The sequence below is a fragment of the Rhodococcus sp. FW305-130 genome (genome assembly GCF_058788335.1).
This window is the reverse complement of sequence record NZ_JBYTAP010000007.1, coordinates 33,398-59,246: the sequence shown is the minus strand read 5'-3', so window position 1 is coordinate 59,246 and position 25,849 is coordinate 33,398. Positions and strand designations below refer to the sequence as shown.

The window sequence follows — 25,849 nt, the reverse complement described above, 5'->3', positions numbered from 1 at the left end:
TACCAGCACAACTCGACTACGTGCGTCGAGTCGATCCGTCATGCCCACATTCCGTATTTCAGGAGCACATCATGGGATTCAAAGAAGGAAACTTCCCTCCCGTCGATCCGGCAACCTTCATGGACAAGCCGTTTCTCGAGCGTCTGCGTGACATGTCCACGCACTGGGTGGATTACGGCTTCGGTACACCGAAGATGGTCCACACCGTCTACATCATGAAACTGTTGTTCCTCTACCTGGCAGCTGGAACAGCCGTTGCCACTTTGACTTCCGGCCTCTCGTGGTTCGACATCGGATCATGGTGGAACCAGCCGATCGTCTACCAGAAACTCATCATCTGGACCATGATGCTCGAAATCCTGGGCCTGGCAGGGTCTTGGGGTCCATTGGCCGGCCACTTCAAACCGATGACCGGTGGAGTTCTCTACTGGATCCGCCCCGGCACGATTCGCCTTCCACCGTGGCCGGGCAAGGTGCCGCTCACCTCGGGTGACACCCGCACGGTGTTCGACGTCTTCATCTATGTCGCCGTAGTCGCCAATCTTCTTGTTGCCGCGGTTCTTCCCGGCGTTCACACCACAGGAATCGATTCGGCAATCGCCGACAATGCCGGACTGGTACGCCCGACGGTCTTGTACTCCTTCCTCGTGCTCATGGTGATTCTCGGGTTGCGGGACAAGGTGCCCTTCATCGCTGCCCGTAGTGAGCAGTACCTGCCGGCGATCTTCTTCTTCACGTTCCTGCCCTTCGTCGACATGATTCTGGCGCTCAAACTGCTGATCGTCATGGTGTGGATCGGTGCCGGTGTCTCGAAGTTCGGCCGTCACTTCTCGCTGGTGGTCCCCCCGATGCTCAGCAATACGCCGTGGATCCCGTCGAAGAAGATCAAACGTGCGCACTACCGGAATTTCCCGGAGGATCTGCGGCCCTCGCACCTCGGCGGCGGGGTCGCACACGTGGCCGGAACGATGGTCGAAATCGTCACCCCGTTGATACTGCTGTTCTCGACGAACAAGACACTCACCATCCTCGCCGTGATCCTCATGGTCGGATTCCATCTCTTCATCGCGTCGACCTTCCCGCTGGCCGTTCCGCTGGAATGGAATCTTCTGTTCGCTTACGCCTCGGTCTTCCTGTTCCTGGGCTTCCCGGCGTGGGACGGCTACGGCCTCGGCGCCATGTCTTCACCCTGGATCACAGCGGGAATTATTGCAGCCCTTGCTTTCTTCCCCATTCTCGGAAACCTTCGACCCGATCTGGTGTCGTTCCTGCCGTCGATGCGTCAGTACGCCGGCAACTGGGCATCTGCGACGTGGGCATTCGCGCCGGGCGCCGAAGCAAAGATCGACCAGTACATCAAGCGTCCGTCGCCGGATACGCGTAATCAGTTGATGACGATGTACCCCGAAGATGTGTCCGATGTCGTTCTGCATCAGCTGTTGGGCTGGCGTTCCATGCACAGCCAGGGGCGTGCACTGTTCTCACTGATGATCAGGCACCTCGGCGACGACATCAACACGTACTCGCTGCGGGAAGCCGAGTTCATGTGCAACTCCATCGTCGCCTTCAACTTCGGTGACGGGCACCTGCACGATGCGAAGTTGATCGCCGCCATTCAGCGTCGCTGCAATTTCGCGCCCGGCGAGTTCCTGGTGACCTGGATCGAATCGCAGCCCATCCACAAGGGAACGCAGGAGTACCAGGTGATCGACGCAGCTCTCGGCGTCATCGAACGAGGTACTTTCAAGGTCGCCGACGCAGTTGCCGAACAACCGTGGTTGCCGAACGGGCCCATTCCGTTCGACGTTCAGTGGACACTGGACGTACGGGCCGACCGCGCGGCAACAGATCCGCAGGTTGTCTCCGAGCCGAAGATGCGTACGAGGGCCAGCGGTAGCGAGCAAGAGGTGAGTAAGTGACAAAGGCCGTAGTCGTCGGCAGCGGGCCCAATGGGCTCGCTGCCGCGGTACACCTCGCACGTAGCGGTGTGGACGTGCAGGTGCTCGAGGCTGCCGACCAGATCGGCGGAGGCACCCGCTCCGGTCCGATCGACGTGCCGGGGTTGATTCACGATCACTGCTCGGCGTTTCACCCGATGGGTATCGGCTCGCCGTACCTGTCAAAGCTGGACCTCGAGCGATACGGGCTGATCTGGAGATGGGCAGAGGTGGACTGCGCGCATCCGCTCGACAACGGGGACGCCGGTGTTCTGTACCGCTCGCTGGAGCAGACGGCGGCGGGACTCGGCGCGGACGGACCTCGATGGCAACGCATGTTCGGTGACTTGTCGACGGGATTCGATGCATTGGCGTCCGACCTGATGCGCCCGATCGTCAATGTCCCGCGGCATCCGCTGCGGCTCGCAGCTTTCGGTCCGCGAGCGCTGCTTCCGGCAACCGTGACCGCGAAGTTGTGGAAGACCGACAAAGGGAAGGCGCTGTTCGGCGGGGTTGCCGCGCACGCCTTCTATCCACTCAACCGTCCGGCCACCTCGGCGGTGGGATTGATGATCACTGCTGCTGGTCACCGCTACGGTTGGCCGGTTGCCGAGGGAGGTTCGCGTTCGATCACCGACGCCATGGCCGCGATGCTCCTCGATCACGGCGGCAAGATCGACACCGGCATTCGGGTTCGCACGGCCTCCGAGATTCCGGACGCCGATGTTGTTCTGCTAGATGTCAATCCGGGGGGTGCGCTCGAAATCCTGGGCGATCGACTCCCGGGCCGAGTGGCGAGAGCCTATCGAAAGTTCAAGCAGGCTCCCGGAGCGTTCAAGGTCGATTTTGCGATCGAAGGTCATGTGCCGTGGACCAATCCGGATTGCGCTCGGGCCGGAACTGTCCATCTGGCAGGTGGTTTCGACGAAATCGTGGCCGCTGAGCGTGAGACGAATTCAGGCCGCATGCCGGACCGGCCGTTCGTGCTCCTCGGTCAGCAATACCTGGCTGATCCCACCCGATCCGCCGGGAACGTTCATCCGCTGTACGCCTATGCGCACGTGCCACACGGATATGCCGGCGACGCTACAGAGGCGATCATTCGTCAGATCGAGAGGTTTGCGCCAGGATTCCGGGATCAGATCGTCGCGACAACGAGCAGTGGTACAGCTGACCTGGCACAAGACAATCCGAATCAGGTAGGCGGCGACATCATCGGAGGTGCCAACACCGAACTGCAGGTTGTCTTGCGTCCGCGCGTGGCAGTCGATCCGTACAGCACGGGGATCGCGGGCACTTACCTGTGCTCGGCCTCGACCCCGCCGGGTGCCGGAGCACATGGAATGTGCGGGTACAACGCGGCCGAATCGGCTCTGAAGTACCTGCGACGAAAGGGTGCGGAAGTTCTGTGAGTAGTCCATCGCACAAGGAGCGAGGCGCCGGCGCGATGCGGCGCCTCGCCCGAGTGCCTGCAGCCGCGGAGCCGGAAGTGCTTGCGGTGGTTGCCGAGTTGGCCCGACGACTCGACGAGCGCAGTGCCGACATCGCGCGTGAGATGGCCTTCATGATGGCTCACGAAATCGACCAATTGGATGCAGACGCCAAATTGCTCGAAATGCTCGAGGCCAGCGTGCAGGGAAACATCACGACGATCATCCACGTATTGGCCAACGACATTCCGATCGATCATCTCCAACCGACCACTGCCGCAGTGGAATACGCTCTGCGTCTGGCGCAGCGGGACGTTCCGTCCAACTCTCTCGTTCGGGCCTACCACATGGGCCAAGGCGATCTGATGCGGATCTGTCACGACGAGATCAGCACACTGGATATTCCGGCGCGACTCACTTTGGCTGTCCTGAAACACACTTCGGATGTGGTCTACAGCTACATCGACTGGATCACGCTCTACGTCTTCGACGCGTACGAGCGGGAACGCAGTCGATGGATGGCAGCGCAGGGAAACCTCCATTCGGCCGCGATCCACGCCCTCCTGTCCGGCACCAACGCAGATACCGCTGCTTTCGAAGCGGAGACCGGGTACCGCCTGGGTCAGAACCACGTCGCCCTGGTGGTTTGGTCGACGTGGGATGCGGACGTCATGGGCATCAACACGCTCGATCGACTCGTACGTGATCTCGGCGCAGCGGCGGGAGCGGACAAGCCGCCGATCATCACCGCCATCGATCGACGCACGGTGTGGGCGTGGCTGCCGTTCGGTCGCCGGGTGCCTGCGCCAGATCCGGAGGTTCTCGCTGCGGCAGTGCCGTTGGACGGCGGAGCGCGGGTGGCAATCGGGCTGCCAGGGTCAGGGGTCGAAGGTTTCAAGCGATCTCACGAACAGGCAACCGCCGCCTATTCGGTTGCTGCCGTGCCGGATACGCCGCAACGGCCGGTGGTGAGCTTCGGGGACCGCGGCGTCGCTGTGGTTTCACTTCTGTCCGAGAACATCGATTCTACGAAGTCATGGGTCTGGGAGGTGCTAGGCCCGTTGGCGGACGATACGCCTTCTGCTGCATCCTTGCGGACGACGTTGAGTGTGTACTTCGCCCACGGAGAAAGCCATCTGCACACTGCCAATCACATGAATCTGCACCGGAATACCGTGAAGTATCGCATCAACAAGGCGCTCGGGGATCCAGTCGCTGCCGGCCGAGACAAGTTGGATCTCGCTCTGGCCCTGCAGGTTTGTGAGTTGTTGGGTAGATCGGTCTTGCGCCCCGCCAAAACGTCGTGAGTCATGGACGCGACACGGCCTGTGGGCTCCGTATCGGGGTTTGTTGACCGATGCGGAACCTGGCCGTGTTCTGTTGTGCCTGAGGTTCTTCTCAGGTTTTGAAGGTGGTGTTCGCGGGCCGTGGGTGCTGGCCGGGGTCGATCGAGGGTGGTGGGATGAACCAGGGTTTGTTGTCGGTGCCTATTCGGATTTCCCATTTCCCGACGTATCCGGTTTTTCGGTGCATCAGCCGGTGATGTGAACGGCACAGCAGGACAAGGTTGTTCATCACGGTCGGCCCGCCGTTGGCCCAGTGCCGAATATGGTGTGCATCGGTCCAGGCGGGCACGCATGTGCAGCCGGGGAATGCGCAGCCTTTGTCTCGGGCGATCAACGCCACTCGCTGTTCGGCGGACACTAATCGCTTTCCGGGTTTCGCATCGAGCGGCGCCCCGTGGTCGTCGAGCAGTACGGTGGACAGGAAGCAGTCGCAGCCGAGGAGTCTGGTCTGCGAGACCGAGAGTGGTCCGAGCCAGGGCATGTGCCCGACGTCGAGATCCGATACAGTCGCTCCACCACCACCACCACCATCGGGCGAGGGTGCGGCGGCGCAATCGCGGTGCTCCGCAAGATCGCGGGCGTTGATGTGCACGTTCACATGCGGACGCTGGCCACCATCGACACCGGTTTTGGCGCAGTCGAGGTAACGGCGGATCAGTTCGGTGAACCCGTCCGCCGTGCGTTTCGCTGCCGACCGGGCGTCCGGGGTTCCATCGGGTGCCGGGGTGGGCATCGTCAGATTCGACAGGGCGGAGAGCAGCATTTCACCGGTGAGGGCGTCGAAATCTCCGCGCACCACCACCCGACCGTTCAACGTCGACGCGATCCGGAGCTCGTTGAGGTCGATGTCTTCGGCGGGCGGAATCTCATCGGATTCGAACACTCGCTCCAAGGTCGCGATGACGTTGCGGACCTTCGTGGTCGTGGCCTCCACTCCGGAAGCGGCAGCCAGCAACAAGTCGATACAGCGAGGGAGCGCTTCGTCCGGCATGCCCTTCGGTGGTGATTCGCAGAACGCCACGATCAACACGGCATGATCGAAGGAGCAGTCCCCGACATTGAACCGGGCAGTCACCGCCGGAAACGGTCGTAGTGCAGCACCCAGGGCGGCGATCTTCTTCCCGTCCCGAACCTGCAGCATCGTGTTCGCCGCCAACCAGGACCCGACGCCGCGGCTGGCGATCACCTGATCATCGGGCCGCAACGACAACTCGTCCACCACCGCCACACGCACAGCTTCGAGCCGCAGAATCTCCGCACTCGCCTCGATAGCAGCGGTATGCAATTCAGAAGCAGACAACCGCCACAGACGTCCGCGCAAACCCACCGCAGAACCACAAACGACGTCAGATGATGTGTTGATACTCATTGAATCCCCCGATCCCCACCTCAAATCATATTCGAATATGTGTTCGAGTCAAGAGCTGATTCACTAAAGAATCGGCCTGACTCTGCGATGTCAGCGGGTTGTCATACTGTGGTCGAGTGACTTCGCCGTGGACAGCTGGGCAGGTGGCGTCGGTAGCTCCCGACGCCGCATCGCTGGCCGCTGCGCGCAAGTTGGCTGGTTCGTGGAGCCATGCCGGCAGTAGCGGTCTCGCGCTCTGGGGGCTGTGTCAGGGCAGCGGCTCGAAGCCGTATCAAGCAGTGGTTGACCTGCGGGGCCCTGCATACAAGTGCTCGTGCCCCAGTCGAAAGTTTCCGTGCAAACATGCTCTGGGGCTGCTGGTGGAATGGTCGGAAGGGCGTGTGCCGTCGGCGGACGAGCCGGCCGACTTCGCGGCAGAGTGGTTGTCGCGCCGCGAGGAGAAGGCCGAGAACACCGGCGAAAGCGGTGACGAGGCTCCCAAGAAATCTCCCGACCCGGCGACAGCGCAGAAGCGCGCCGACCGCGTTGCGGGCGGGCTCGTCGAATTGGACCTGTGGATCACCGATCAGATCCGCAGTGGTCTGGCAGCGATGGACACATCCTGGGCGGGCTTCGACGCGGTAGCCGCTCGAATGGTGGATGCTCAGGCGCCCGGTATTGCAGGCACGCTTCGAGCATTGGCGGGAATCGTTGCGTCTACGGAGAACTGGCCCGAGAAGGTCCTCGACGAGTTGGCTCGGTTGCACCTGCTGGTCGCTGCGCATCAGAAGCTGTCCGAGTTGCCGGAAGATCTTGCCTATTCGGTGAAAGCGCACGTCGGCTATCCCGTCTCAACCGAGAGTGTGATGGAATCGATTCCGGTGAAAGAGAACTGGATGATTCTCGGTTCCGGGATCACCGAGGAGAAGCGACTGTTCACCCGAACCGTGTGGATGCTCGGCAGGAATTCGAAACGGTGGGCCATGCTGCTCGACTTCTCCCACGGGTCACCCAACTTTGCCACCGAAACGCCGCCAGTCGGGTTTCTGCTCAATGCCGATGTTCATTTCTATCCCGGTGCCGCGGCATTGCGGGCGCGGATGGGGGCAACGCACGGTGAACCGGAGCCCTTCACAACCATGCCGTTCGGAAGCATCGACGCTGCGTTGCAGCAGTTTACCGATGCCCTCGCCGCAGATCCCTGGTTGCGCTCGTGGCCGGCAGTGATCAGTTCGGTGGTCCCGTCGTTCGTCGACGGTTCCTGGTTTCTCGTCGACGAATCGGGCACAGCGCTTCGGGCAGAAGGTGATTCGGATCTTCTGTGGAAGTTGCTCGGTATTTCCGGCGGTTACCCGGTCACGGTCTGCGGAACGTGGAATGCGCTGGCTCTTACTCCGATCTCGGTTTTCACGGGAGGACAGGTGATCGTGCTGTGAGCACTTTGATCTCGGCTGCTCTTCTCGGGACCGCCAGAACCTCGACAACATTCGAGGAGCTGCCGGCCGAAGTGCGAGGCCATGCCCGCGAACTCGACGGCGATCCTGCCGAGATGCTTCTGGCAGCAGCAGCGTTGGAGAGGGCGTACCGCCGTGGCGGTGCGGGCTCCACCACGGCGGCGGTGCCGACACCTGCTCCAGACGATGTGCGATTCACGCTGCCGGAATCCTCATCGGCGCACCTGCTGTCGATGCTCGCGGCCAAAGCGACCTTGCTCGACGAGTGGTTCGCAGTCGCGTTGGAGCGCAACTACCGTGCGCCTGATCATCTGGTCGCCGAGTTGCTTTCCTTTGCACGTGCGAGCGAAGCTCACCGGGAGAGCATCCTGCAGATCGTCGGCGAGCGTGGCCGATGGCTAGCCGCGCAAAACCCTGAGTGGAGCAAGCTCGTCCGAACCAGGGATGCAAATCCGGATGTCTGGCGTCACGGAAGTTCGTCCCAGCGCACGCAGTGGCTGATAGACACTCGCCGAACAGATCCCGCGCTGGCACTGGCCGAACTCAGAAAATCGTGGGGCACCGAGCGGGGCGAACAGAAGGCTGCATTTGTCTCGACTCTGGCAATCGGATCGAGCGCCGACGATCAACCATTGTTGGAGGAAGCCCTCGACGACCGTCGCAAGGACGTGCGACGCGCAGCAGCGGAGGTGCTCGGACGTATTCCCGAATCGGAGTTCGGGGAGCGAATGGCTGCGCGGGTTCAGAAATGGGCGCGGGTGGAGCGGAAACTGCTTCGATCCACGTTGGTCATCCTGCCGCCTGAGGAAGTCGATGCGGCGTCGAGGCGAGACGGCATCGAAGATCGGCCGAATCCACACACCGACTATCGTGCCGAGTACGTGCGTCAGGCGATCAGTTCTGCACCGTTGTCTTTGTGGAACAACATGATCGGTGAACCCGGCAAGGTCTTGGGGATGAGCGTTGACGAAGGCTGGGAGCCGATCCTTCACGACGCTTGGTCCACCGCTGCAGTCGCGCAGAACAATGCGGAATGGGCGCTGGAACTCTTTCGCACGCGCGGCACGGCCACCGATCGACGCCTACTCCCGTTGGTGTCGGCCAAGGCGTTGGCTGACCTGTTGAGGTCTGGAAACGGCGACGCCAACGTTCTGCACCCGGGCCGGGCAGCGATCTACGACGCTCTGCGAGGTCCATGGCCAGACGACATCACCCGGGCAGTCGTGGCCCAGTGGGAACGAGTTGCGGCCAGACGTGCCGATGGGGGCGCCAAGGCCGGCGAATTCTCGCGCTACAAATACAGCGCATCGCTACGCCTAGCCGAGAGTCGATTTCCCTACAGCGCAGTAACTTTGCTCGATCGGGCTGCGGAGCGTGCACGTGACCCGGACTGGCGGCAGACCTTCGCCAGAACTGCCAGCGCCATCACCCACCGCAAGACCCTGCTCGAGGAGCTCACATGACTGACAGCGTAACCGTGCCCACCACAGAACCGGCAAAGCTGATGCGGCCCCACGCAGAGCAGGAGTACGCACTCGAACTCGAAGCACTGGCCGCGCAGGACACCCGTCCGCGTCCACCGTCGTGGAACTTGTCGCCCTGGGCCGTGGTGACGTATCTGTTGGGTGGACCTCTCGACGACGGAACAGTCATTTCACCGAAGTACGTCGGTCCACGGCGGTTGATGGAAGTGGCCGTCGCAACTCTTGCCACCGACCGGGCACTACTGCTGTTGGGCGTGCCGGGTACAGCCAAGACCTGGGTTTCCGAACACCTTTCGGCTGCAATTTCGGGTGCGTCGACGCTCCTGGTTCAAGGCACGTCGGGTACACCCGAGGAAGCTATCCGCTACGGCTGGAACTACGCACGCCTTCTCTCGGAGGGGCCGACCGCCGGTGCGCTGGTGCCGTCACCTGTGATGACCGCGATGGAAACCGGGAAGATCGCCCGCGTCGAAGAGTTGACGCGTATTCCGGCCGACGTGCAGGACGCCCTCATCACCATTCTCTCCGAGAAGACGTTGCCGGTGCCGGAACTGGGCATCGAGGTGCAGGCAGCCAAGGGCTTCAATCTGATCGCTACCGCCAACGATCGCGATCGCGGTGTCAACGATCTGTCGTCCGCACTACGTCGACGGTTCAACACAGTTGTTCTCCCGTTGCCGGCCAGCGAGGAGGACGAGGTGGCTATCGTGGCACGCCGAGTCGAACAGTTGGGCGCAGCACTGGAATTGCCGACAACCCCCGCAGCAGCCGAGGAAATTCGCCGGGTCGTCACCGTGTTCCGGGAACTGCGATCAGGCACGACCACCGACGGCCGCACCAAGTTGAAGTCCCCGTCCGGAACTCTGTCGACGGCGGAGGCGATCTCGGTGGTCACCAACGGTTTGGCGTTGTCTGCGCATTTCGGGGACGGCGTACTGCGGGCATCCGACGTCGCTGCCGGAATCCTGGGTTCGGTGATCAAGGATCCGGTCGCAGACAAGGTTGTGTGGAACGAGTACCTCGAGGCAGTAGTGCGTGAACGCGGCGAGTGGTCCGACTTCTACCGGGCGTGCCGCGAGGTCACCGGGTGACCATCGTGATTCCGGACCTGCGTGTCCGGGTCTTCGGTATCCGTCACCACGGCCCGGGATCTGCTCGTTCGGTTCGGCAGGGCCTGGACGAGTTTTCCCCCGACGTGGTCCTGATCGAAGGTCCTTCGGATGCAGACCCGTTGGTGATGCTGGCGGCATCGGAGTCGATGGAACCGCCGATTGCGTTGCTCGCGTACGCCACTGGCGAACCGTCGAAGGCGGCCTTCTGGCCGTTTGCGGTGTTCTCACCCGAATGGCAAGCGCTGCAGTGGGCTGCGAAGAACGGTGTGCAGGCAAGGTTCTGCGATCTGCCCGCGTTCAACGTGTTGGCGGATCAGGGGATTCGTACTGTCCGCGAGGGCGATCCTCTGTCTGAACTGGCCGCGGCCGCGGGTTTCGACGACACCGAACGCTGGTGGGATTCGGTGATCGAATCAAGCTCGGGCGCAGATTCTTTCGATGCGATCACCGAGGCGATGGAGGCGCTGCGTGAGACAGTGCCGATCGACGAGGAGACAGCGCATCGCGAAGCGTATATGCGGCAGGTGCTGCGAAAGACGTTGAAGGATGGCGCCGAGCGGGTAGCGGTCGTCTGCGGAGCCTGGCACGCGCCGGCGTTGGTCGGAGCCCTGGGGCCTGCGGCTCCCGACGCCCGCATTCTCAAGGGGATGTCCAAGGTCAAGACCTCGCTGACCTGGGTTCCCTGGACACATTCACGCCTGGCGTCGGCATCGGGTTACGGAGCCGGAATCACCTCGCCGGGCTGGTATCACCATCTGTTCACCGCGAACGACAAGACGATCACGCGGTGGCTCACCAAAGTTGCGAGGGTGCTCAGGGACGAGGACCTTCCCATCTCGAGTGCTCACGTCATCGAAGCTGTCCGATTGGCAGATACGTTGGCTGCACTGCGTTCTCGCCCGCTGGCCGGATTGTCGGAAGTTACCGAGGCTACGAGGTCGGTGATGTGCGACGGAAACGACGTTCTTCTGGATCTGATCACACGAAGACTCGTTGTGGGCGAAGCCCTGGGCACGGTGCCCGAAGAAACTCCGACGGTTCCGCTCGAAGCAGACCTGCGAGCACGTTCGAAGACTTTGCGGCTCAAACAACAAGCGGGAGCCAAGAATCTCGATCTGGACCTGCGACGCGATATCGACGTCGAGCGTTCCCAGTTCCTGCACCGACTGGGGATCCTCGAGATCGATTGGGGAACCCCGGCCGACAGTGAGGTCCGTTCCACCGGAACTTTCCGAGAGACTTGGGCGCTGCAATGGAAGCCCGAATTCTCGGTCTCGGTGATCGAGGCGTCGCTGTGGGGTACGACGGTGGCCGCAGCGGCGGCATCACGTGTCGTCTCGAAGATCAACGAGCCGGACATCACTCTCGCGTCACTGATCGGACTACTGGAGAACTCACTGCTCGCAAACCTCCCGGCAGCTTTGTCTGCGGTTTTGGAGAGTGTGAAAACAGTTGCGGCACTAGACCATGACGTGTCACATCTGATGGCGGCGCTACCGACGCTGACCCGAACGCTGCGATACGGCGATGTGCGCGGAACCGATGTGACGGCGTTGATCGACGTCGCCGACAGCTTGTTGATCCGGATCTGCACCGGCCTCGCAGTCGCCGTCACCGGACTGGACGATCCCAGCGCCGAGGAGTTTCGCGATCACCTCGACAAGGTTCACTCGGCAGTCATGGTCCGTGACGATCGCGATGCGAGCGCACGGTGGCTGCAGGCGATGGCCGGCGTGATCGACCGTGACGACGTCAACGGTTTACTCGTCGGACGGATGGTGCGGCTACTGCGCGACAGCGGTTCGATCACGGAAACCGCTGCAGCCCAGCGCTTGTCTCGGGCCCTGTCCGTGGGCAGCGCGCCGACCGCCAAAGCCGGGTGGGTCGACGGGTTTCTCGGCGGCGGAGGGCTTGTGCTCGTTCACGATCGAGCGTTGCTCACGCTGATCGACACGTGGGTCCGCCAACTTCGTGAGCAGGACTTCATCGACACGCTTCCGTTGCTTCGACGCACGTTCGGAGCCTTCGAGGCAGGGGAGCGTCGAGCGATCGGTCAGGCGGTCAGAGGTGGACGACGCGTCGAGACGACAGTGGAGACCGATACTCGACGCGGCCGAGCGGCAATGGCGGTCGTTGCCGAGATACTGGGAGCGCGCGTATGAGCGACGACGATCAGCGCCTTCGGCGCTGGAGATTGATGCTCGGGGAATCCGCCGAAGAATCGACGGGAGGGCTGGGCCAACCGGGCGACAGTCGAATGGATGCAGCTCTCGCAGCGCTCTACGACTCGTCCGGCCCGACCAAGGGGCGCCGCCGCTCAGCCGGATTGGGGGCGTCGGCGCCGTCCGTCGCCAGATGGCTCGGCGATATCCGAACGTACTTTCCCAGCACGGTGGTGCAGGTGATGCAGAAGGACGCAATCGACCGACTGGGTTTGGCGCAGTTGCTGCTCGAACCGGAACTGCTCGATGCCGTCGAGCCAGATGTACATCTGGTCGGGACGCTGCTGAGCCTCAACCAGGTCATGCCGGAGGCCAGCAAGGCCACTGCTCGAATGGTCGTCGGCAAGGTGGTTCGGGAAGTCGAAGAGCGAATCGCGCAGAAAACGAAGGCCGCGGTGACCGGGGCACTCAATCGTTCGGCCAGAACGTCGAATCCGAAGTTGCGTGACATCGACTGGGACCGAACCATCCGAGCAAATCTGTCGCACTACCTGCCGGAGTATCGAACCGTCGTCCCCGAGCGGCTCGTCGGATACGGCCGCAAGTCGAAATCTGTGCAGCGCGACGTGGTCCTGGCGATCGACCAATCGGGTTCGATGGCGTCCAGCGTCGTCTACGCGTCCGTGTTCGGCGCGGTGTTGGCGTCGATGCAAGCGCTGAAGACTTCGCTTGTGGTTTTCGACACCGCCGTCGTCGATCTGACGGACAAACTGTCCGACCCCGTAGACGTTCTTTTCGGGACCCAACTCGGTGGGGGCACGGACATCAACCGCGCAATCGCGTACAGCCAGTCGCTGATCTCGCGTCCTGCCGAGTCGATGTTTGTTCTGATCTCGGACCTCTACGAGGGCGGTATTCGGAACGAGATGCTGCGGCGCATGGCGGCCATGAAGAATGCCGGTGTTCAGGTTGTGGTTCTGCTGGCGCTCTCGGACGACGGCGCTCCATCGTTCGATCACGACAATGCAGCGGCGCTGAGTGCCCTCGGGATTCCCGCGTTTGCGTGCACGCCGGACAAGTTTCCGGAACTGCTCGCGGTCGCTCTGGAACGCGGCGACGTGTCGGCCTGGGCCGATCAACTTGCACTCGAACAGCGCTGACTCGAACGGCACTGACTCAAACAGCCTCGAACAGCCTCAAACAGCACTGACCGGTCTGCTTCGAAGACCTGAGCACCGGGTACACCCGCACGATGGGTGACGGACAGGTTGCTGGTTCGACTACGCAGGCGGGTTCGGGGCTGGTTCTCACGGTGTTGGCGAGCAGCCAGTTCCTGATGACCCTGGACAGCTCGGTCATGAATGTTTCGATGGCGACCGTCGCCGAGGACGTCGGCACGAGTATCACCGGCATTCAAACCGCGATCACGCTGTACACCCTGGTCATGGCGACTCTGATGATCACGGGTAGCAAAGTCGGTTCGATGATGGGCCGTCGCCGAGCCTTCGCACTCGGCTTGGTCATCTACGGCGCTGGTTCTCTGACGACTGCGCTCGCTCCGAATCTCGTGGTCCTGTTGATCGGGTGGTCGTTCCTCGAAGGCGTCGGCGCGGCGCTCATCATGCCCGCGATCGTTGCGCTCGTCGCCACCAACTTCCCGGCGGAGAAGCGTCCGGCGGCCTACGGCCTCGTCGCTGCAGCAGGCGCGATAGCCGTGGCAGTGGGGCCGCTGATCGGCGGCGCGGCGACGACATTTGCGTCGTGGCGTTACGTGTTCGTCGGCGAAGTCGTGATCGTTGTCCTGATCTTGCTGGTGCTCAGCAAGGTGGTCGACGTCCCACCGTCGAAGTCCCGCCTCGACTACTTCGGTTCGATCCTGTCCGTGGTGGGACTGGGAATGATCGTCTTCGGTGTGCTGCGTTCGAGCGAGTGGGGTTGGGTACAGGCCAAACCTGGCGGGCCGCAGCTGGTGGGGTTGTCTCCGGTGGTGTGGCTGCTGATCGTCGGGCTCCTTGTCGTTTACGGATTCCTGCGATGGGAGGGGCGCCTGGCCGCTGCGGGGAAGGAGCCTCTGCTCGATCCGGCGATGCTGAGAAACCGCGAACTCAGTGGCGGGCTGTCGATGTTCTTCGCGCAGTTTCTGGTGCAGGCGGGCGTGTTCTTCGCGGTTCCTTTGTTCTTGTCCGTAGTTCTGGAGCTCAGCGCTCTCGAGACCGGAATTCGCATCCTGCCGTTGTCGGCGGCGCTCGTCGTGGCGGCGATCGGTATTCCGAAGCTACGGCCTACCGCGAACCCGCGACGCGTGGTCCGAGTCGGATTGTTGGTCATGGTCGTCGGCATTCTGATGCTCGTGGCAGGCATGGACCCCGGCGCCAATGCGGCGATCGTGATGATTCCCATGCTGTTCATGGGTTTCGGCTTGGGGTGCCTGTCTTCGCAGCTCGGAGCCGTCACGGTGTCCTCGGTCCCGGACGAACGCAGCACCGAGGTCGGCGGGTTGCAGAACACCGCCACCAACCTCGGCGCATCCTTGGGAACTGCCCTGATCGGATCGGTTCTCATTGCCACACTCACGACGTCGGCGATCGCCGGAATCGAAGACAATCCGGCGGTTCCGACATCGGTGCAGCAGCAAGCGAGCACCGACATGGCCTCGGGCGTGCCGTTCCTGTCGACGACGCAACTCCGATCCGCTCTCAGTGACGCCGGCGTCGCCGAGTCCACGGCGGATGCGATCGTGGACGTGAACGAAGAAGCCAGGCTGGACGCGTTGCGTGTCGCCTTTGCCGTGGCAGCGCTGCTCGCAATCGCCGCGTTGTTCCCGACCGCTCGAATCCCCCGCGTCGCGGTCGGCGACAAACGTGGTTCGAGCTAAGAATCAGCAATCGCGGATCGACCTGGACGATCGACGGAACGACCTCTGGATATAGTGATCTGCGCACAATCGATTCGTCAGATGGCTACCGTTGTGAAGGAAACAAGCAGCGAGTCTGAAACACTGACGTTTCACCGGATAAGGGTTCGGTGGGGAGCCAGGGGAGGTTCGGATGGCCAGGCGAGCGGATTCGACGCCCGCTGATGGCGCCTGCGCTGGTGTCGGGATGCCTCACTGATGAACCGTCTGAGTCGATTGAGTCGATTGAGTCGGCAAGATCCTGCTTCGGAGACCGACTGCAACAGCCTGTTTCGCCGTCAGATCGACGAGGCTGCGGCCGTCGCGCCGTTCGCCAATCTTGCGTACATGGCGAGTTTGGTCGTGATTCTGACCTACACCGTCCCGCCTGGACGTCAGACGCTCAGGTGGTTGGGCGGCGCCCTCATCTTTCTTGTCCTCGCGAATTCGATTCGAGTATGGATACCGCTTCGCTGGCGACCGTCGAAGCACACACCGCGCTACGACTACGTGGGTCTGCTCGTCGAAGTGATCGTTGTCGCGACCCTCGACGTCGCACTCTTTGCCCTGCTCTTTCACGACATGGACGTCTTCCGCGACTTGGTTCTGATCGCGACGATGGCAGGAATCATGGGCGCCGGGACCGTGACGTTCTCCAGTTTGAGATCGGTGAGCCTGACCTGGATCTACATTCACGGCCTCGGCGTCTTCACTGTTCTCATCGTCCACGCCGAACCCCACTTTCGCGTACTTGCGATTCAGTTGTGCATCTACATGTTTGCGCTCACCGTAGGGGCGGTCTATCTGTCAGCCTCGTTCCAGAGACGTTGTCTCGCAGAGTTTCAGGCGGAATCCGAGCGTCAGACGGTGGCGTTGTTGCTCGACGGTTTCGAAGGCGGTTCCCGCGACTGGCTGTGGGAGTGCGACACCAACGGCCGGTTCTCCCACACCTCGGCACGTCTCGCCGAGGTCGCAGGTATGACGGTGGACGAGTTGCAGCAACTCACCTTCGGGCAACTCCTCACCAGACTCCAGATCGCGTCGAGTCCGGAGGGACGTGCGGCCGCGGCCCAGATGATCGACAAACTCGAATCGAGTGCCCCCTTCCGGGACACCGTCGTGCCGGTGCATGTCGACGGTAGGCGGCGCTGGTGGTCTCTTTCCGGTAATCCACGGGTCCTCGAATCCGGCGTGATTCTGGGTTGGCGCGGTGTCGGTTCCGACATCACGGAGAGGTATGTCCACGAGCAGGAGATCCTTCGGCTTGCGGCCACCGACTCGTTGACCGGGTTGCCGAACCGTCGTGCGTTCGGTGTGGCGCTCGAGCAAGCGATCAATTCTCGGGCGCCGGAGAAGCAGGTTCTCGTCGGGATACTCGACCTCGACAATTTCAAATCGGTCAACGACACCCTTGGACATCCGATCGGGGACCAATTACTTCTCGAAGTCACGAAACGCCTGCGCAAGGTCGTAGGTTCGGACATGTGCTCGCGGATGGGCGGCGACGAATTCGGGCTGATCGTCTGCACGTCGTCGCGCGACGATCCCGGAGTGATCTTCGATCGGTACCTGGAAGTGCTGCACGAACCATTCTTCGTCGAAGGCAATCGAATAGAAGTGCGGGCCACGATCGGTTACTCCAGCGCGCCCGAGGATTCAACAGACGCAGACGGATTGGTGATGCTGGCGGATCTGGCTCTGTACGAAGCGAAGTCGACGGGGCGCAATCGAGTAGGCAAGTTCTCACCGCTGCTGCGGGCGAGGGCATCGGCGCGGGCGACTGCGCTCCACGAGCTGGACAGAGGGATCGAGGAAGGGCAGTTCGATCTCCACTATCAGCCTCAGGTCGACACTCAGACCGGTGAAGTGGTGGCCTTCGAGGCTCTTCTACGGTGGAACCATCCCAGTCGCGGCCTCATCGGGCCCAGCCAGTTCATCTCGGTGGCGGAGGAAACCGGAATGATCATTCCCCTCGGCGCGCAGGCGATGGCGATGGCGACCGCAGCTGCTGCGGGGTGGCCGACCGGAATCGGCGTCTCGGTCAACGTTTCGCCAGTGCAGTTGGTGTCGCGAGAGTTCGGTGCGATGGTGAAGAAAGCTCTGACGGATTCGGGCTTGGCTCCGCATCTGCTGCAGCTCGAAATCACCGAGACAGGTGTTGTGGACGATCGCGCGATCCGGGATCTCTACAAGCTGCGTGAGCTCGGGGTTACCGTCGCGCTCGACGATTTCGGCACCGGCTATTCTTCCTTCGCCACGCTCCAGAGACTTCCAATCGACGTTCTCAAGATCGATCGCATGCTGGTCACCGACTCGGACGATCCGAAGATGTCCGTGGTGAAGTCCATTGTCGAATTGGCCGCGGCTCTCGGTATGAAATCGTTGGCCGAGGGCGTCGAGACCATCGAGCAGTTCCGCCGCGTTCAGTGGGTCGGGTGTGACCTGGTCCAGGGCTATCACATCAGCAAGGCTCTGACCGCTGAGCGCGTCGATGTGTATCTTGCCGCCACGGACACGGAAACCGGGCGCAGCGTCCACCCACTTACGTGGCTGTGAATCAGATCTGAGCCGAGCGGATCGTATTACCGCCTGCCGCTTTCGCTTGATACATCATCGAATCCGCGACATTTGTCGCCGCCAGGATTGCGGAAGCACCGCCGCTCCACGCCTTCGATTCGGCGGTCATCATCACAGCTCCGACGCTCACCGTTGTGGGGATCGCGTCGGAACAATCCGACAGTGCCGCGTTTATCCCTTCGATCAACAGGATTGTCGATTCGGGATCACCGGCAATGACAGCCAGATATTCTTCTCCGCCCGTACGAGCGATGATTCCGTGTTCGCCGAGATGTGTGCTCAATCGGTTCGCGGTTCTTCTGATGACATGATCGCCTTCGGCATGACCGTGAAGATCATTCACCGTCTTGAATTTGTCGATATCGACGACGACGAAAGCGAGAGACGAAGAATCGTCTCGGGTGCTCTCGAAGAGATCGCCGACTGCCCCCTCCAGTCCCCGACGGTTGAACAGGCCAGTGAGGGGATCCCGGTCCGAATACTGGGCATCGCGGTAGAGAGTGCGCCAGGTCAGGTGCGCAAAAATGGGAACGAGTGTGACAGCTCCGAAAAGAACGGTGCCACGGGCCAGAAGCGTCGTGATATCGACGTCGCCTTCTAGATAGGCAAGAACAAAAACGGTAGTCGTGATGGTCGTCGACCAAACGACATGAGCGACAAGCCACCTTGCGCTGACAAAAAGAGTCGCAAAGGTTCCGGTGACGGCGAAGACGGTGCAACCGAACGTCGCGGACGAGCGATCCGGCACCAGAAGGACTGCGGCCGCGATCCCGAGATCTGCGAATATCCCGAATGCAAGCAACCCCCGGCGTCCGGGAAATGGTTGTGTGAACCAGCATGCGGCGATTCCCACACACGTGCAGATCATGAAAATCGAAAGTGCTTTGCCGGGTGTGGTCGGCGGCGTATCCGGGCCGATCAATTTGTAGAACGCGGAGAGTCCGAAGATGATCGTCATCATTCCGAGCAAGGTTCGGAAGATCGGAATGATTGCTCGGCCGGATCTCTGGTGCTTTATCCACTCGTAGTCGTGTGGTTCGTTGAACCATTCGTGAAGTGTTTGCCAAGAACTGTGCCCTTCGGAGGCGATGACAGGGCTCGGCATGCTGTCTATTTTGCCTTGAAATTAGGTAAAGAGAAAATCTGTGTTCGACCGGTTCCACCGGTTCGATTTTTTTCGGGGAAGAGGTTCTCTTATCGAGTCGAGCGCTTACTCGATGCTTGTTTCAAGCCTTCTTCGAACTGCTGTGTGCGTTGTTCGAGGCGGTCGCGAACGATACGACTTTTCGCGTACGAGACCTTCTCACGCTGTAAGCGACGAGGATGACTCCCAGCGCGACCAGGCTTTGGACGAACTCCGCGCGCGTCGGTTCGTTGAGACCCATTCCCACCAGGATCACGAGAATCAGGCCGGTGACCACTATCGGTAGGCCGGGATACAACCAGACACGGAATTTCAGAATCTCGGGACTTTCGCGTTCCCATCGGCGTCGGAGGCGTAGTTCGGATACACAGATCAGGATGTAAACGAACAAACAGATTGCGCCGGACGAATTCACGAGGAACAGGAAGATCGTGTCTGGCCAGATGTAACCGGCCGCGATACAGAAATACCCGGCCACGGTGCAGGCGAGTACGCCCTTCACGGGCACGCCGCGACTGTTGGTCCGTGTCATCCATGCCGGCGCGTCGTTGTAGACGGAGAGCGCGAAGAGCATCCGTGACGCCGTGTACAGGCCGGAGTTGAGGCAGGACAGCACAGCGACCAGAACCACGAGATTGAGAATGTCGGCGGCGCCGGGAATTCCGAGCAGGTCGAGTGCGGAGATGAACGGAGAATCGCCGACGACGAACGAATCCCACGGCAGCATCGTCACGAGGAGGAAAGTGGCGACAACGAAGAACGCGAGAATGCGGAAGACGACGGTGTTCGTGGCTCGTCTGATCGCTCCGGCCGGTTCGGCGGATTCCGCTGCGGCGATTGTGACCAGCTCGGCTCCGGTCATGGAGAAGATCACGGCGACAACGCCCACCAGCACGGGGGTGAAGCCGTTCGGCAGAAATCCTCCGTGGCCGGTCAGATTACTGAAATCGACTTCACTGCCGGGCCAGATGCCGAAGACGAACAGACTGCCGAGCACGATGAAGCCGATGATGACGGCGACCTTGATACCTGCAAACCAGTATTCGGCCTCACCGAAGTTGCTGACGGAGAGAAGGTTGACCCCGGTCATCACCAACAGGAGTGCTGCTGACATGAGCCAGAGCGGTACACCATGGATCCACCGGGAGAGCAGGGTAGCTCCGACGACGGATTCGATGCCGACGACGATCACCCAGAAATACCAGTAGAGCCAGCCCGTGGTGAAACCCGCCCAGTCGCCCAACGCCATTCGCGCGTACTCGGTGAATGATCCCGTACACGGCTTGGCGACGGCCATTTCACCGAGCATGCGCATCACCAGGAACACGATGATGCCGCAGATCGCGCAAGTGATGACTGCGCCGGGGCCGGCCTGGTTGATGATTCCGCTCAGTCCGACGAAGAAACCGGCGCCGATGACACCACCCATGGAAAGCATGGTCAGGTGGCGCTTCTTCAATCCTGTCTTGAGCGTCGAATGAACGCTGGCGGCTTCGGCTGTTTCGGTGCTGCTGTCGGGCATCTGGGCTCAGCTCCTATTGCATGACGCGATCAGTTCTTTCGGAGAGACGCTAAGCTCGTCGTGTGATCCAGAACATGGACCTGATGTACAAATCGGAGCTGAAGACTGTCAGTTCTGTCCACTGCCTTCGGAGGTTCCGGTAATGCCGATGACTGTCCGGCGCTTGGCGGCTACCAACTCTCTCGGTCTCTCGGTTGTTGCAGGTCATGGCCACGTCGATCTGCCGATCAGTTGGGCGCACGCAATCGAGTTGCAGGATCCGAGTCGATGGCTCGCCGGTGGAGAGCTTGTCATGACGACGGGGCTGCACCTTTCGCGATCGGCGACAAAGCAGTACGAGTACGTCGAGCGCATTGCGCGGACCGGCGCCGTGGCACTGGCATTCGACACCGGCACCGTGCACGAGAAGGTGCCGAACGCGATCATCAGGGCCGGCGACGAACTGGGTTTTGCCGTGCTTTCCGTCGCCAAGGAGACGCCGTTCATCGCCATCTCGCGGGCCGTGATCGACGAGCTGACCGCCGACCAGATACGAACGGTGCAGGCGGTGGTCGATGCCCAGGAGAAGTTGGCGCGTGCCCTGCTCGACGGAGTGCCGGCCCTGATCGCTGCACTGGGTCGAGCGGTTCACGCAGCAGTGTGCGTTCTCGATCGGGACGGAGCGGTGCTCGCTCTGACGGAAAGTGCGAGTTCGTCTCTGCCCGAACGCATCAGGGAGCGATCAGGCAAGGAGCGCAGCCGGGTCGTGGTGGACGACGACGGCCATCTGGCCATTCACAAGCTTGCCGTGAGCGGCACGCTGGCGGTGGCGTCCGATGCTGCCTTGGATCAGTCCGAACGACTGCTGGTCGGCCACGCGGTGTCGCTGTTGACCATCGAGCTCGCCAAGCCGTTGCGGGTTGTCGATGCCGAACAACGGCTGAGGTTGGCGGTCGCGACGATGGTGCGCCAGGCTGGCGGCGAAGTAGACGAAAGTCTGTTGCGGTACTTCGGATTCGAATCCGGATCCCCGGTGGTTGCAACTGCCTTGACCGATGTCGGGCCTTTGCTGGCGGCAACCGATATCACTTCAGCGGCCCTCGAAGAAGTGGCGGTGCCGTACCTGTTGGCTCCACTGAATGACGGCACCGGCGTGTGGTTCGTCGTGAAAAGTGAAGTTGCGGAGAAGGTCGCGCGCAGTGTGTATGCGAGAGTGCGGGAGAATTCACGCCGGAGTATCAACGGCGGAATCGGTAGCGTCCGGCCGATGAGCGGTGTAGCAGCGAGTCTGCGCGAGGCCGTCTCTGCTGCCAAAGTGGGGCAGGTCGATGGACACACGCTCGTTCCGTTCTCGGAACTCGGGACTTTCAGTCTCTTGTTGAGTGTGCAGTCGAACGATGTTCTGCAGTCGATCGCGGCCGGCGGCCTCGGTGTGCTGGAAGGCTACGATGCCGAGAACGGTTCCCGTCTGGTGGACTCGATCGAAGCGTTCCTGCACCACAATGGACAATGGGAGTCCGCTGCAACGCAGTTGGGTGTTCACCGGCACACGCTGCGTAACCGCATGGACAAGGCCGCCGAGTTGATCGGCCGAGATCTCGATTCCGCCCACACACGGTCCGAGTTGTGGATCGCACTCAAAGCTCGTGAACTGCTGCAGGCGGAATCGAATTCAGATCACGCTCGGCCGCCCCTGAGATAGACGGTGGTGGTGTGAGTGAAGAACTCCCGCGCCGCGTCGCCTTGTTCCTTGGGCCCGTATCCACTCTTCTTCGCACCGCCGAAAGGTACGTGAGGATCAGCGCCTGCCGATTCCGAGTTGACGTGCAGGATCCCCACGTCCAGGTCATCGATACCGGCAAGTGCGCTGGTCAGGTCCTGAGTGAACAGCGCTGCGGACAAACCGAATTCGCCCTCATTCGCCAAGCGGAATGCGTCTGCAGTTGTTGCTGCCCGCTGCACCGCAAGCACCGGGCCGAAAAGTTCCTCGAACCATAGTTCGGTGCTCGCCGACAGTTCCAGCACCGTCGGCCGGACGTAGTGGCCCGATTCCGGCGCTTCGGCGCTGGCCACAACTCTGGCGCCGCCGCCGCCGACGGCTCGATCGATTCCCTCGATGATCGTTTGCTGTGCGTATGCGCTGACCACAGGGCCTGTAGTGACGTCGGGATCGAGTGGATCTCCGACTCTCAATTCTTCGACCTCGACGGTCAGCCTCGCCAAGAATTCCTCGGCGATGGATTCGTGGAGCACCAGACGCGAAGTGGCCGTGCATTTCTGGCCGGTTGACCGGAATGCTCCCAACATGACCTGCTCGACTGCAAGCCCGAGATTTGCGTCGGCAAGTACGATGGCTGCGTTCTTTCCACCCATTTCCGCCTGGGCCGGAACTCCGCGCGCTGCAGCAGATCCCGCGATTCTTCGGCCGACGCCGGTGGAACCGGTAAAGGTGACGGCGTCGAGGTCCGGGTGGTCGACCAGCGCTTCACCTGCCGCGCTGTCGGCAAGGATCATGTTCAGGACGCCGTCGGGTAGGCCCGCTTCGGTCAATGCCTGCGCGAGACGGAAGGCCAGAAGGGGCACCGCGGCAGCCGGTTTCCAGACAACAGTGTTTCCGTATACCAAGGCGGGCGCAATCTTCCACGCCGGGATCGCGATCGGGAAGTTGAACGGCGTGACGACGCCTACCACGCCGAGAGGTTTGCGAGTGACAAGAATTTGCTCGCCGCTACGTGGGGAGGAATACACCGTCCCGGACTCGCGGTCTGCGGCGTTGCCGTAGTAACGCAGAATCTGCGCAGCCCGGCGCACTTCTCCGATACCCTCGGCCAGCGTTTTCCCCTCTTCGCGGGTGAGTTCTTCGCCCCAGGCATCGGCGTTGGTTTCGATGATTTCCGCTGCGCGAGTGAGGTATGCGCCGCGTGCGGACATCGGTAGGCGCGCCCAGTCGTTCGCAGCGATGCGGGCGACGCGAACACCGGTCGCCATTTCAGATGCGCCGGCGCGGCCTCCGGTGGCGACAACTTCGTCGGGGCGAGCCGGGTTGGTGTCCGTCAGTGTGCCTTCGCTACCCGTGACCCAAGCTCCGCCGATCAAGCTGTGAACAACGACGCTCATCGGACTGCTGTCACAGCGTCGCGAAGGATGCCGAGTCCTTCGGCCAGCAATTCGTCGGAGATGCTCAGCGGCGGGAGGAATCGAACGACGTTTCCGTAGGTGCCGGCAGCGAGGAGAAGTAGGCCGTGCGCGTGGGCGTAGCTGACGATCTGGGCGACGGCCTCGCGATTGGGAGCCTTGTCTTCGTCGTGGATCAGCTCGATTGCAATCATGGCGCCTCGTCCACGAATGTCGCCGATTATATTTGTGTCCGAAGCGATTTCGGACAGCCCTGTGGTCAGGATTTCGCCGATGTCCTTTGCGCGGTCGAGGAGGCCTTCCACCTCGATCGTCTCGAAAACTGCCAGGGCGGCCTCGCAGGCCACGGGATTGCCGCTGTACGTACCGCCGATACCACCGGGATGCGCGGCGTCCATGACGTCGGCACGGCCGGTCACGGCGGCGAGTGGCATTCCGCCGGCGAGACCTTTTGCAGTTGTGATGATGTCGGGGACGAAGTCCTCACTCTCGCTGGCGAACCAGGCTCCAGTTCGTGCGATACCGGTCTGGACCTCGTCCGCGACGACGAGAATGCCGCGCTCACGGCAGAATTCGGCGATGCGCTTCAGGAATCCCGGAGCGGGAACGATGAAACCTCCCTCACCCTGAATCGGTTCCACGACCACAGCGGCTACCGATTCGGCACCGATCTGAGTGTCGATCGCAAGACGGAATTGGGCGAATGCTTCGTCGGCGGCGTTTTCGGGGCCGCTCGGCCAACGGTAGGGGTAGGCCATCGGAACCCGGTAGACCTCTGGTGCGAACGGGCCGAATGTGGCCTTGTACGGCTGGTTCTTGGCCGTCATCGTCATGGTCATCAACGTGCGACCGTGGAATGCGTGGTCGAAGACGACAACTGCCGGGCGACCGGTCGCGGCACGTGCGTATTTCACGGCGTTCTCGAGCGCCTCGCTGCCGGTGTTGAACAGCGCTGTACGTTTCTCGTGATCTCCCGGGGTCAGGCGGTTGAGCGCTTCGCAGACCTCGACGTACCCCTCGTAGGGGTTTGCGAGGAAACACGTATGGGTGAACTGGCTGAGCTGGCGTGTGGTGCGTTCGACCACGCGCGGCGCGCTGTTTCCGACGGTGGTCACGGCGATGCCGCTGCCGAAGTCGATGAACGAGTTGCCGTCGACGTCGACGACAACTCCTCCGCCCGCTGCAGCTACGTAAATGCTGGATCCGCTGGTCAGTCCGGCCGGCAGCGCGGCGCTCCGGCGCTTCGCCAAAGTACGCGAGTTGGGGCCAGGCACTTCGGTGACGAGGCGTCGTACCTGGGGAAGGGTCGGTCCACCGGTGCACGTTTCCGTGCCGTGCTCGAGAATGGTCATCGCAGTGCCTCCAGTTGTTTTCCGAACTGTAGGACGGCGATTAACAGACCGGACATGGCCGGATTGTCGAGTGGCTTCTATCTCATAGGACGCCGCGTCCAGCTAGTTACTTCGCGAAACTGGCGAGGAACCGCTGCAACAGAGGGTTGTAGATCTCGGGTGCTTCCCAGAACGCTGCATGCCCGACTCCCGGGATCACGTGATACGTGCCCTCCCAGAGATTCGCGAAGGTCAACGACGCGACATAGGACGTGTTGACGAACGGGTCCTCGGCGCCGTCGATCACCGCGAGAGGCACAGACGCCGTTGCAACCAGGGACTTCTGATCCGATTCGCGGCCCGCGCCGAATGCGTCGAACATGATCTTGCGAGCGCGCCCGTCCGTGCGTATCGCGGCGTCGAGGGCTGACTGCTCGAAGGGAACGGCGGTCATCCGTGCGTAGAGTTCGGCTTCCTGCGCGGTGATGACCTCGGTGCCGCCGATGGACAATCCGTCGCCGGCATTGAATGCGTCGCCGAGCGTCTCGGGATTTGCCGGTGGCGTACCGGTGATGACGATTCCGGTGAGCCCGGGGAATTTCGCGATCAACTCGAGAGCGATGTGTCCGCCGAGCGACCACCCGACGACAACCGCTCGTTCGACGCCGAGTTCGGTCAGAACATCGACGATGGCGTCGGCGTAACCGTTCTGTGTGTACGCGGCTTCGGGTTCGCCCGCGTCCTCGGAGTCGCCGTGGCCGAGCAGATCCAGAGTGATCATGCGGTAGTCGCCCGCCCATCCGGCGTCGACCTGATGACGGAAGATGGAGCGGCTGGCCGAGTTTCCGTGGATGAAGACAACCGGGAAACCTTCGGTGGCACTGTCGTCGACTGCCATGACGCCATGCCGGGTTTCGATCTTGGTGGTTGTCATCGGAATCCTCATCGTTCGAAGTGCACGGTCAGCGGGTATCCACGCTACCGGGCATATGCGG

17 protein-coding genes are annotated in these 25,849 nt (G+C 61.8%); 11 read left to right on the top strand and 6 right to left on the bottom strand.

Translation table 11 applies throughout. The features are described from left to right. Nucleotides 1-71 precede the first annotated feature (71 nt). The 3 genes from AC3WQS_RS21665 to AC3WQS_RS21655 are packed head-to-tail and all read left to right on the top strand — an operon-like array spanning nucleotide 72 to nucleotide 4,674. Complete coding sequence (locus AC3WQS_RS21665; RefSeq protein WP_317830306.1) at nucleotides 72-1,919, top strand: DUF3556 domain-containing protein; 1,848 nt, start codon at nucleotides 72-74, stop codon at nucleotides 1,917-1,919. Continuing rightward, complete coding sequence (locus AC3WQS_RS21660; protein ID WP_283307936.1) at nucleotides 1,916-3,349, top strand: phytoene desaturase family protein; 1,434 nt, start codon at nucleotides 1,916-1,918, stop codon at nucleotides 3,347-3,349. The genes AC3WQS_RS21665 and AC3WQS_RS21660 overlap by 4 nt, the downstream gene beginning before the upstream one ends. 35 nt (nucleotides 3,350-3,384) lie before the next feature. Beyond that, nucleotides 3,385-4,674 carry a PucR family transcriptional regulator gene (locus AC3WQS_RS21655; RefSeq protein WP_019745783.1) on the top strand — a complete coding sequence of 430 codons (1,290 nt, stop codon included), beginning with the start codon at nucleotides 3,385-3,387 and terminating at the stop codon, nucleotides 4,672-4,674. Between the two features lie 91 nt (nucleotides 4,675-4,765). Here AC3WQS_RS21655 and AC3WQS_RS21650 read toward each other — a convergent pair whose 3' ends face one another. Next, nucleotides 4,766-6,082, bottom strand: a complete 1,317-nt coding sequence (locus tag AC3WQS_RS21650) for an HNH endonuclease signature motif containing protein (RefSeq protein WP_492711748.1) — start codon at nucleotides 6,080-6,082, stop codon at nucleotides 4,766-4,768. Between the two features lie 116 nt (nucleotides 6,083-6,198). Here AC3WQS_RS21650 and AC3WQS_RS21645 point away from each other — a divergent pair, with 116 nt between their 5' ends. The 7 genes from AC3WQS_RS21645 to AC3WQS_RS21615 all read left to right on the top strand — a co-directional run bounded on the left by AC3WQS_RS21645 (nucleotide 6,199) and on the right by AC3WQS_RS21615 (nucleotide 17,722). Continuing rightward, nucleotides 6,199-7,497 carry an SWIM zinc finger family protein gene (locus AC3WQS_RS21645; protein WP_046379485.1) on the top strand — a complete coding sequence of 433 codons (1,299 nt, stop codon included), beginning with the start codon at nucleotides 6,199-6,201 and terminating at the stop codon, nucleotides 7,495-7,497. Further along, on the top strand, nucleotides 7,494-8,978 hold the full coding sequence (locus tag AC3WQS_RS21640; protein ID WP_046379484.1) for a DUF5691 domain-containing protein: 1,485 nt from the start codon (nucleotides 7,494-7,496) through the stop codon (nucleotides 8,976-8,978). Before AC3WQS_RS21645 ends, AC3WQS_RS21640 begins: the two co-directional genes overlap by 4 nt. After that, nucleotides 8,975-10,090 carry an ATP-binding protein gene (locus tag AC3WQS_RS21635; protein WP_046379483.1) on the top strand — a complete coding sequence of 372 codons (1,116 nt, stop codon included), beginning with the start codon at nucleotides 8,975-8,977 and terminating at the stop codon, nucleotides 10,088-10,090. The genes AC3WQS_RS21640 and AC3WQS_RS21635 overlap by 4 nt, the downstream gene beginning before the upstream one ends. Continuing rightward, nucleotides 10,087-12,273 carry a DUF5682 family protein gene (locus tag AC3WQS_RS21630; protein ID WP_046379482.1) on the top strand — a complete coding sequence of 729 codons (2,187 nt, stop codon included), beginning with the start codon at nucleotides 10,087-10,089 and terminating at the stop codon, nucleotides 12,271-12,273. Before AC3WQS_RS21635 ends, AC3WQS_RS21630 begins: the two co-directional genes overlap by 4 nt. After that, complete coding sequence (locus AC3WQS_RS21625) at nucleotides 12,270-13,433, top strand: VWA domain-containing protein (protein WP_046379481.1); 1,164 nt, start codon at nucleotides 12,270-12,272, stop codon at nucleotides 13,431-13,433. The genes AC3WQS_RS21630 and AC3WQS_RS21625 overlap by 4 nt, the downstream gene beginning before the upstream one ends. 92 nt (nucleotides 13,434-13,525) lie before the next feature. Then, nucleotides 13,526-15,148 (top strand): MFS transporter, encoded by a 1,623-nt coding sequence (locus tag AC3WQS_RS21620; RefSeq protein ID WP_020971136.1) that lies wholly within the window; start codon nucleotides 13,526-13,528, stop codon nucleotides 15,146-15,148. 237 nt (nucleotides 15,149-15,385) lie between these two features. Then, entirely contained in the window at nucleotides 15,386-17,722 is a 2,337-nt protein-coding gene (locus AC3WQS_RS21615) for a putative bifunctional diguanylate cyclase/phosphodiesterase (protein ID WP_492711741.1), read from the top strand. Between the two features lies 1 nt (nucleotide 17,723). Here the strand turns inward: AC3WQS_RS21615 and AC3WQS_RS21610 are convergent, their stop codons facing one another. After that, nucleotides 17,724-18,848: a GGDEF domain-containing protein gene (locus tag AC3WQS_RS21610; protein WP_249347384.1), complete on the bottom strand. Its 1,125-nt coding sequence runs from the start codon at nucleotides 18,846-18,848 to the stop codon at nucleotides 17,724-17,726. A 121-nt stretch (nucleotides 18,849-18,969) separates the two neighbouring features. Next, the gene (locus AC3WQS_RS21605) at nucleotides 18,970-20,409 is read right to left on the bottom strand and encodes an amino acid permease (protein WP_019745774.1); all 1,440 of its coding nucleotides are present in this window, start codon (nucleotides 20,407-20,409) and stop codon (nucleotides 18,970-18,972) included. 148 nt (nucleotides 20,410-20,557) lie between these two features. Between AC3WQS_RS21605 and AC3WQS_RS21600 the strand changes: the two genes are divergently transcribed. After that, nucleotides 20,558-22,090: a PucR family transcriptional regulator gene (locus AC3WQS_RS21600; RefSeq protein WP_223258042.1), complete on the top strand. Its 1,533-nt coding sequence runs from the start codon at nucleotides 20,558-20,560 to the stop codon at nucleotides 22,088-22,090. Here the strand turns inward: AC3WQS_RS21600 and AC3WQS_RS21595 are convergent. From AC3WQS_RS21595 to AC3WQS_RS21585, 3 genes are all read right to left on the bottom strand, one after another. After that, the gene (locus AC3WQS_RS21595) at nucleotides 22,066-23,505 is read right to left on the bottom strand and encodes an aldehyde dehydrogenase family protein (protein WP_492711739.1); all 1,440 of its coding nucleotides are present in this window, start codon (nucleotides 23,503-23,505) and stop codon (nucleotides 22,066-22,068) included. The genes AC3WQS_RS21600 and AC3WQS_RS21595 overlap by 25 nt on opposite strands. Then, the gene (gene gabT, locus AC3WQS_RS21590; RefSeq protein ID WP_020971131.1) at nucleotides 23,502-24,875 is read right to left on the bottom strand and encodes a 4-aminobutyrate--2-oxoglutarate transaminase; all 1,374 of its coding nucleotides are present in this window, start codon (nucleotides 24,873-24,875) and stop codon (nucleotides 23,502-23,504) included. The genes AC3WQS_RS21595 and gabT overlap by 4 nt, the downstream gene beginning before the upstream one ends. A gap of 106 nt (nucleotides 24,876-24,981) precedes the next feature. Beyond that, a complete protein-coding gene (locus AC3WQS_RS21585) occupies nucleotides 24,982-25,788 on the bottom strand; it encodes an alpha/beta fold hydrolase (RefSeq protein ID WP_438472559.1) in 807 nt (268 codons plus the stop codon). Between the last annotated feature and the right edge of the window lie 61 nt (nucleotides 25,789-25,849).

Excerpts from the sequence above, each read along its gene's own strand:
- AC3WQS_RS21655 (WP_019745783.1), top strand. The coding sequence starts at position 3,385 with ATGCGGCGCCTCGCCCGAGTGCCTGCAGCCGCGGAGCCGGAAGTGCTT.
- gabT (WP_020971131.1), bottom strand. The coding sequence starts at position 24,875 with ATGACCATTCTCGAGCACGGCACGGAAACGTGCACCGGTGGACCGACC.
- AC3WQS_RS21600 (WP_223258042.1), top strand. The coding sequence starts at position 20,558 with ATGACTGTCCGGCGCTTGGCGGCTACCAACTCTCTCGGTCTCTCGGTT.
- AC3WQS_RS21625 (WP_046379481.1), top strand. The coding sequence starts at position 12,270 with ATGAGCGACGACGATCAGCGCCTTCGGCGCTGGAGATTGATGCTCGGG.
- AC3WQS_RS21610 (WP_249347384.1), bottom strand. The coding sequence starts at position 18,848 with ATGCCGAGCCCTGTCATCGCCTCCGAAGGGCACAGTTCTTGGCAAACA.
- AC3WQS_RS21665 (WP_317830306.1), top strand. The coding sequence starts at position 72 with ATGGGATTCAAAGAAGGAAACTTCCCTCCCGTCGATCCGGCAACCTTC.
- AC3WQS_RS21585 (WP_438472559.1), bottom strand. The coding sequence starts at position 25,788 with ATGACAACCACCAAGATCGAAACCCGGCATGGCGTCATGGCAGTCGAC.
- AC3WQS_RS21605 (WP_019745774.1), bottom strand. The coding sequence starts at position 20,409 with ATGCCCGACAGCAGCACCGAAACAGCCGAAGCCGCCAGCGTTCATTCG.
- AC3WQS_RS21620 (WP_020971136.1), top strand. The coding sequence starts at position 13,526 with ATGGGTGACGGACAGGTTGCTGGTTCGACTACGCAGGCGGGTTCGGGG.
- AC3WQS_RS21650 (WP_492711748.1), bottom strand. The coding sequence starts at position 6,082 with ATGAGTATCAACACATCATCTGACGTCGTTTGTGGTTCTGCGGTGGGT.
- AC3WQS_RS21635 (WP_046379483.1), top strand. The coding sequence starts at position 8,975 with ATGACTGACAGCGTAACCGTGCCCACCACAGAACCGGCAAAGCTGATG.
- AC3WQS_RS21595 (WP_492711739.1), bottom strand. The coding sequence starts at position 23,505 with ATGAGCGTCGTTGTTCACAGCTTGATCGGCGGAGCTTGGGTCACGGGT.
- AC3WQS_RS21615 (WP_492711741.1), top strand. The coding sequence starts at position 15,386 with ATGAACCGTCTGAGTCGATTGAGTCGATTGAGTCGGCAAGATCCTGCT.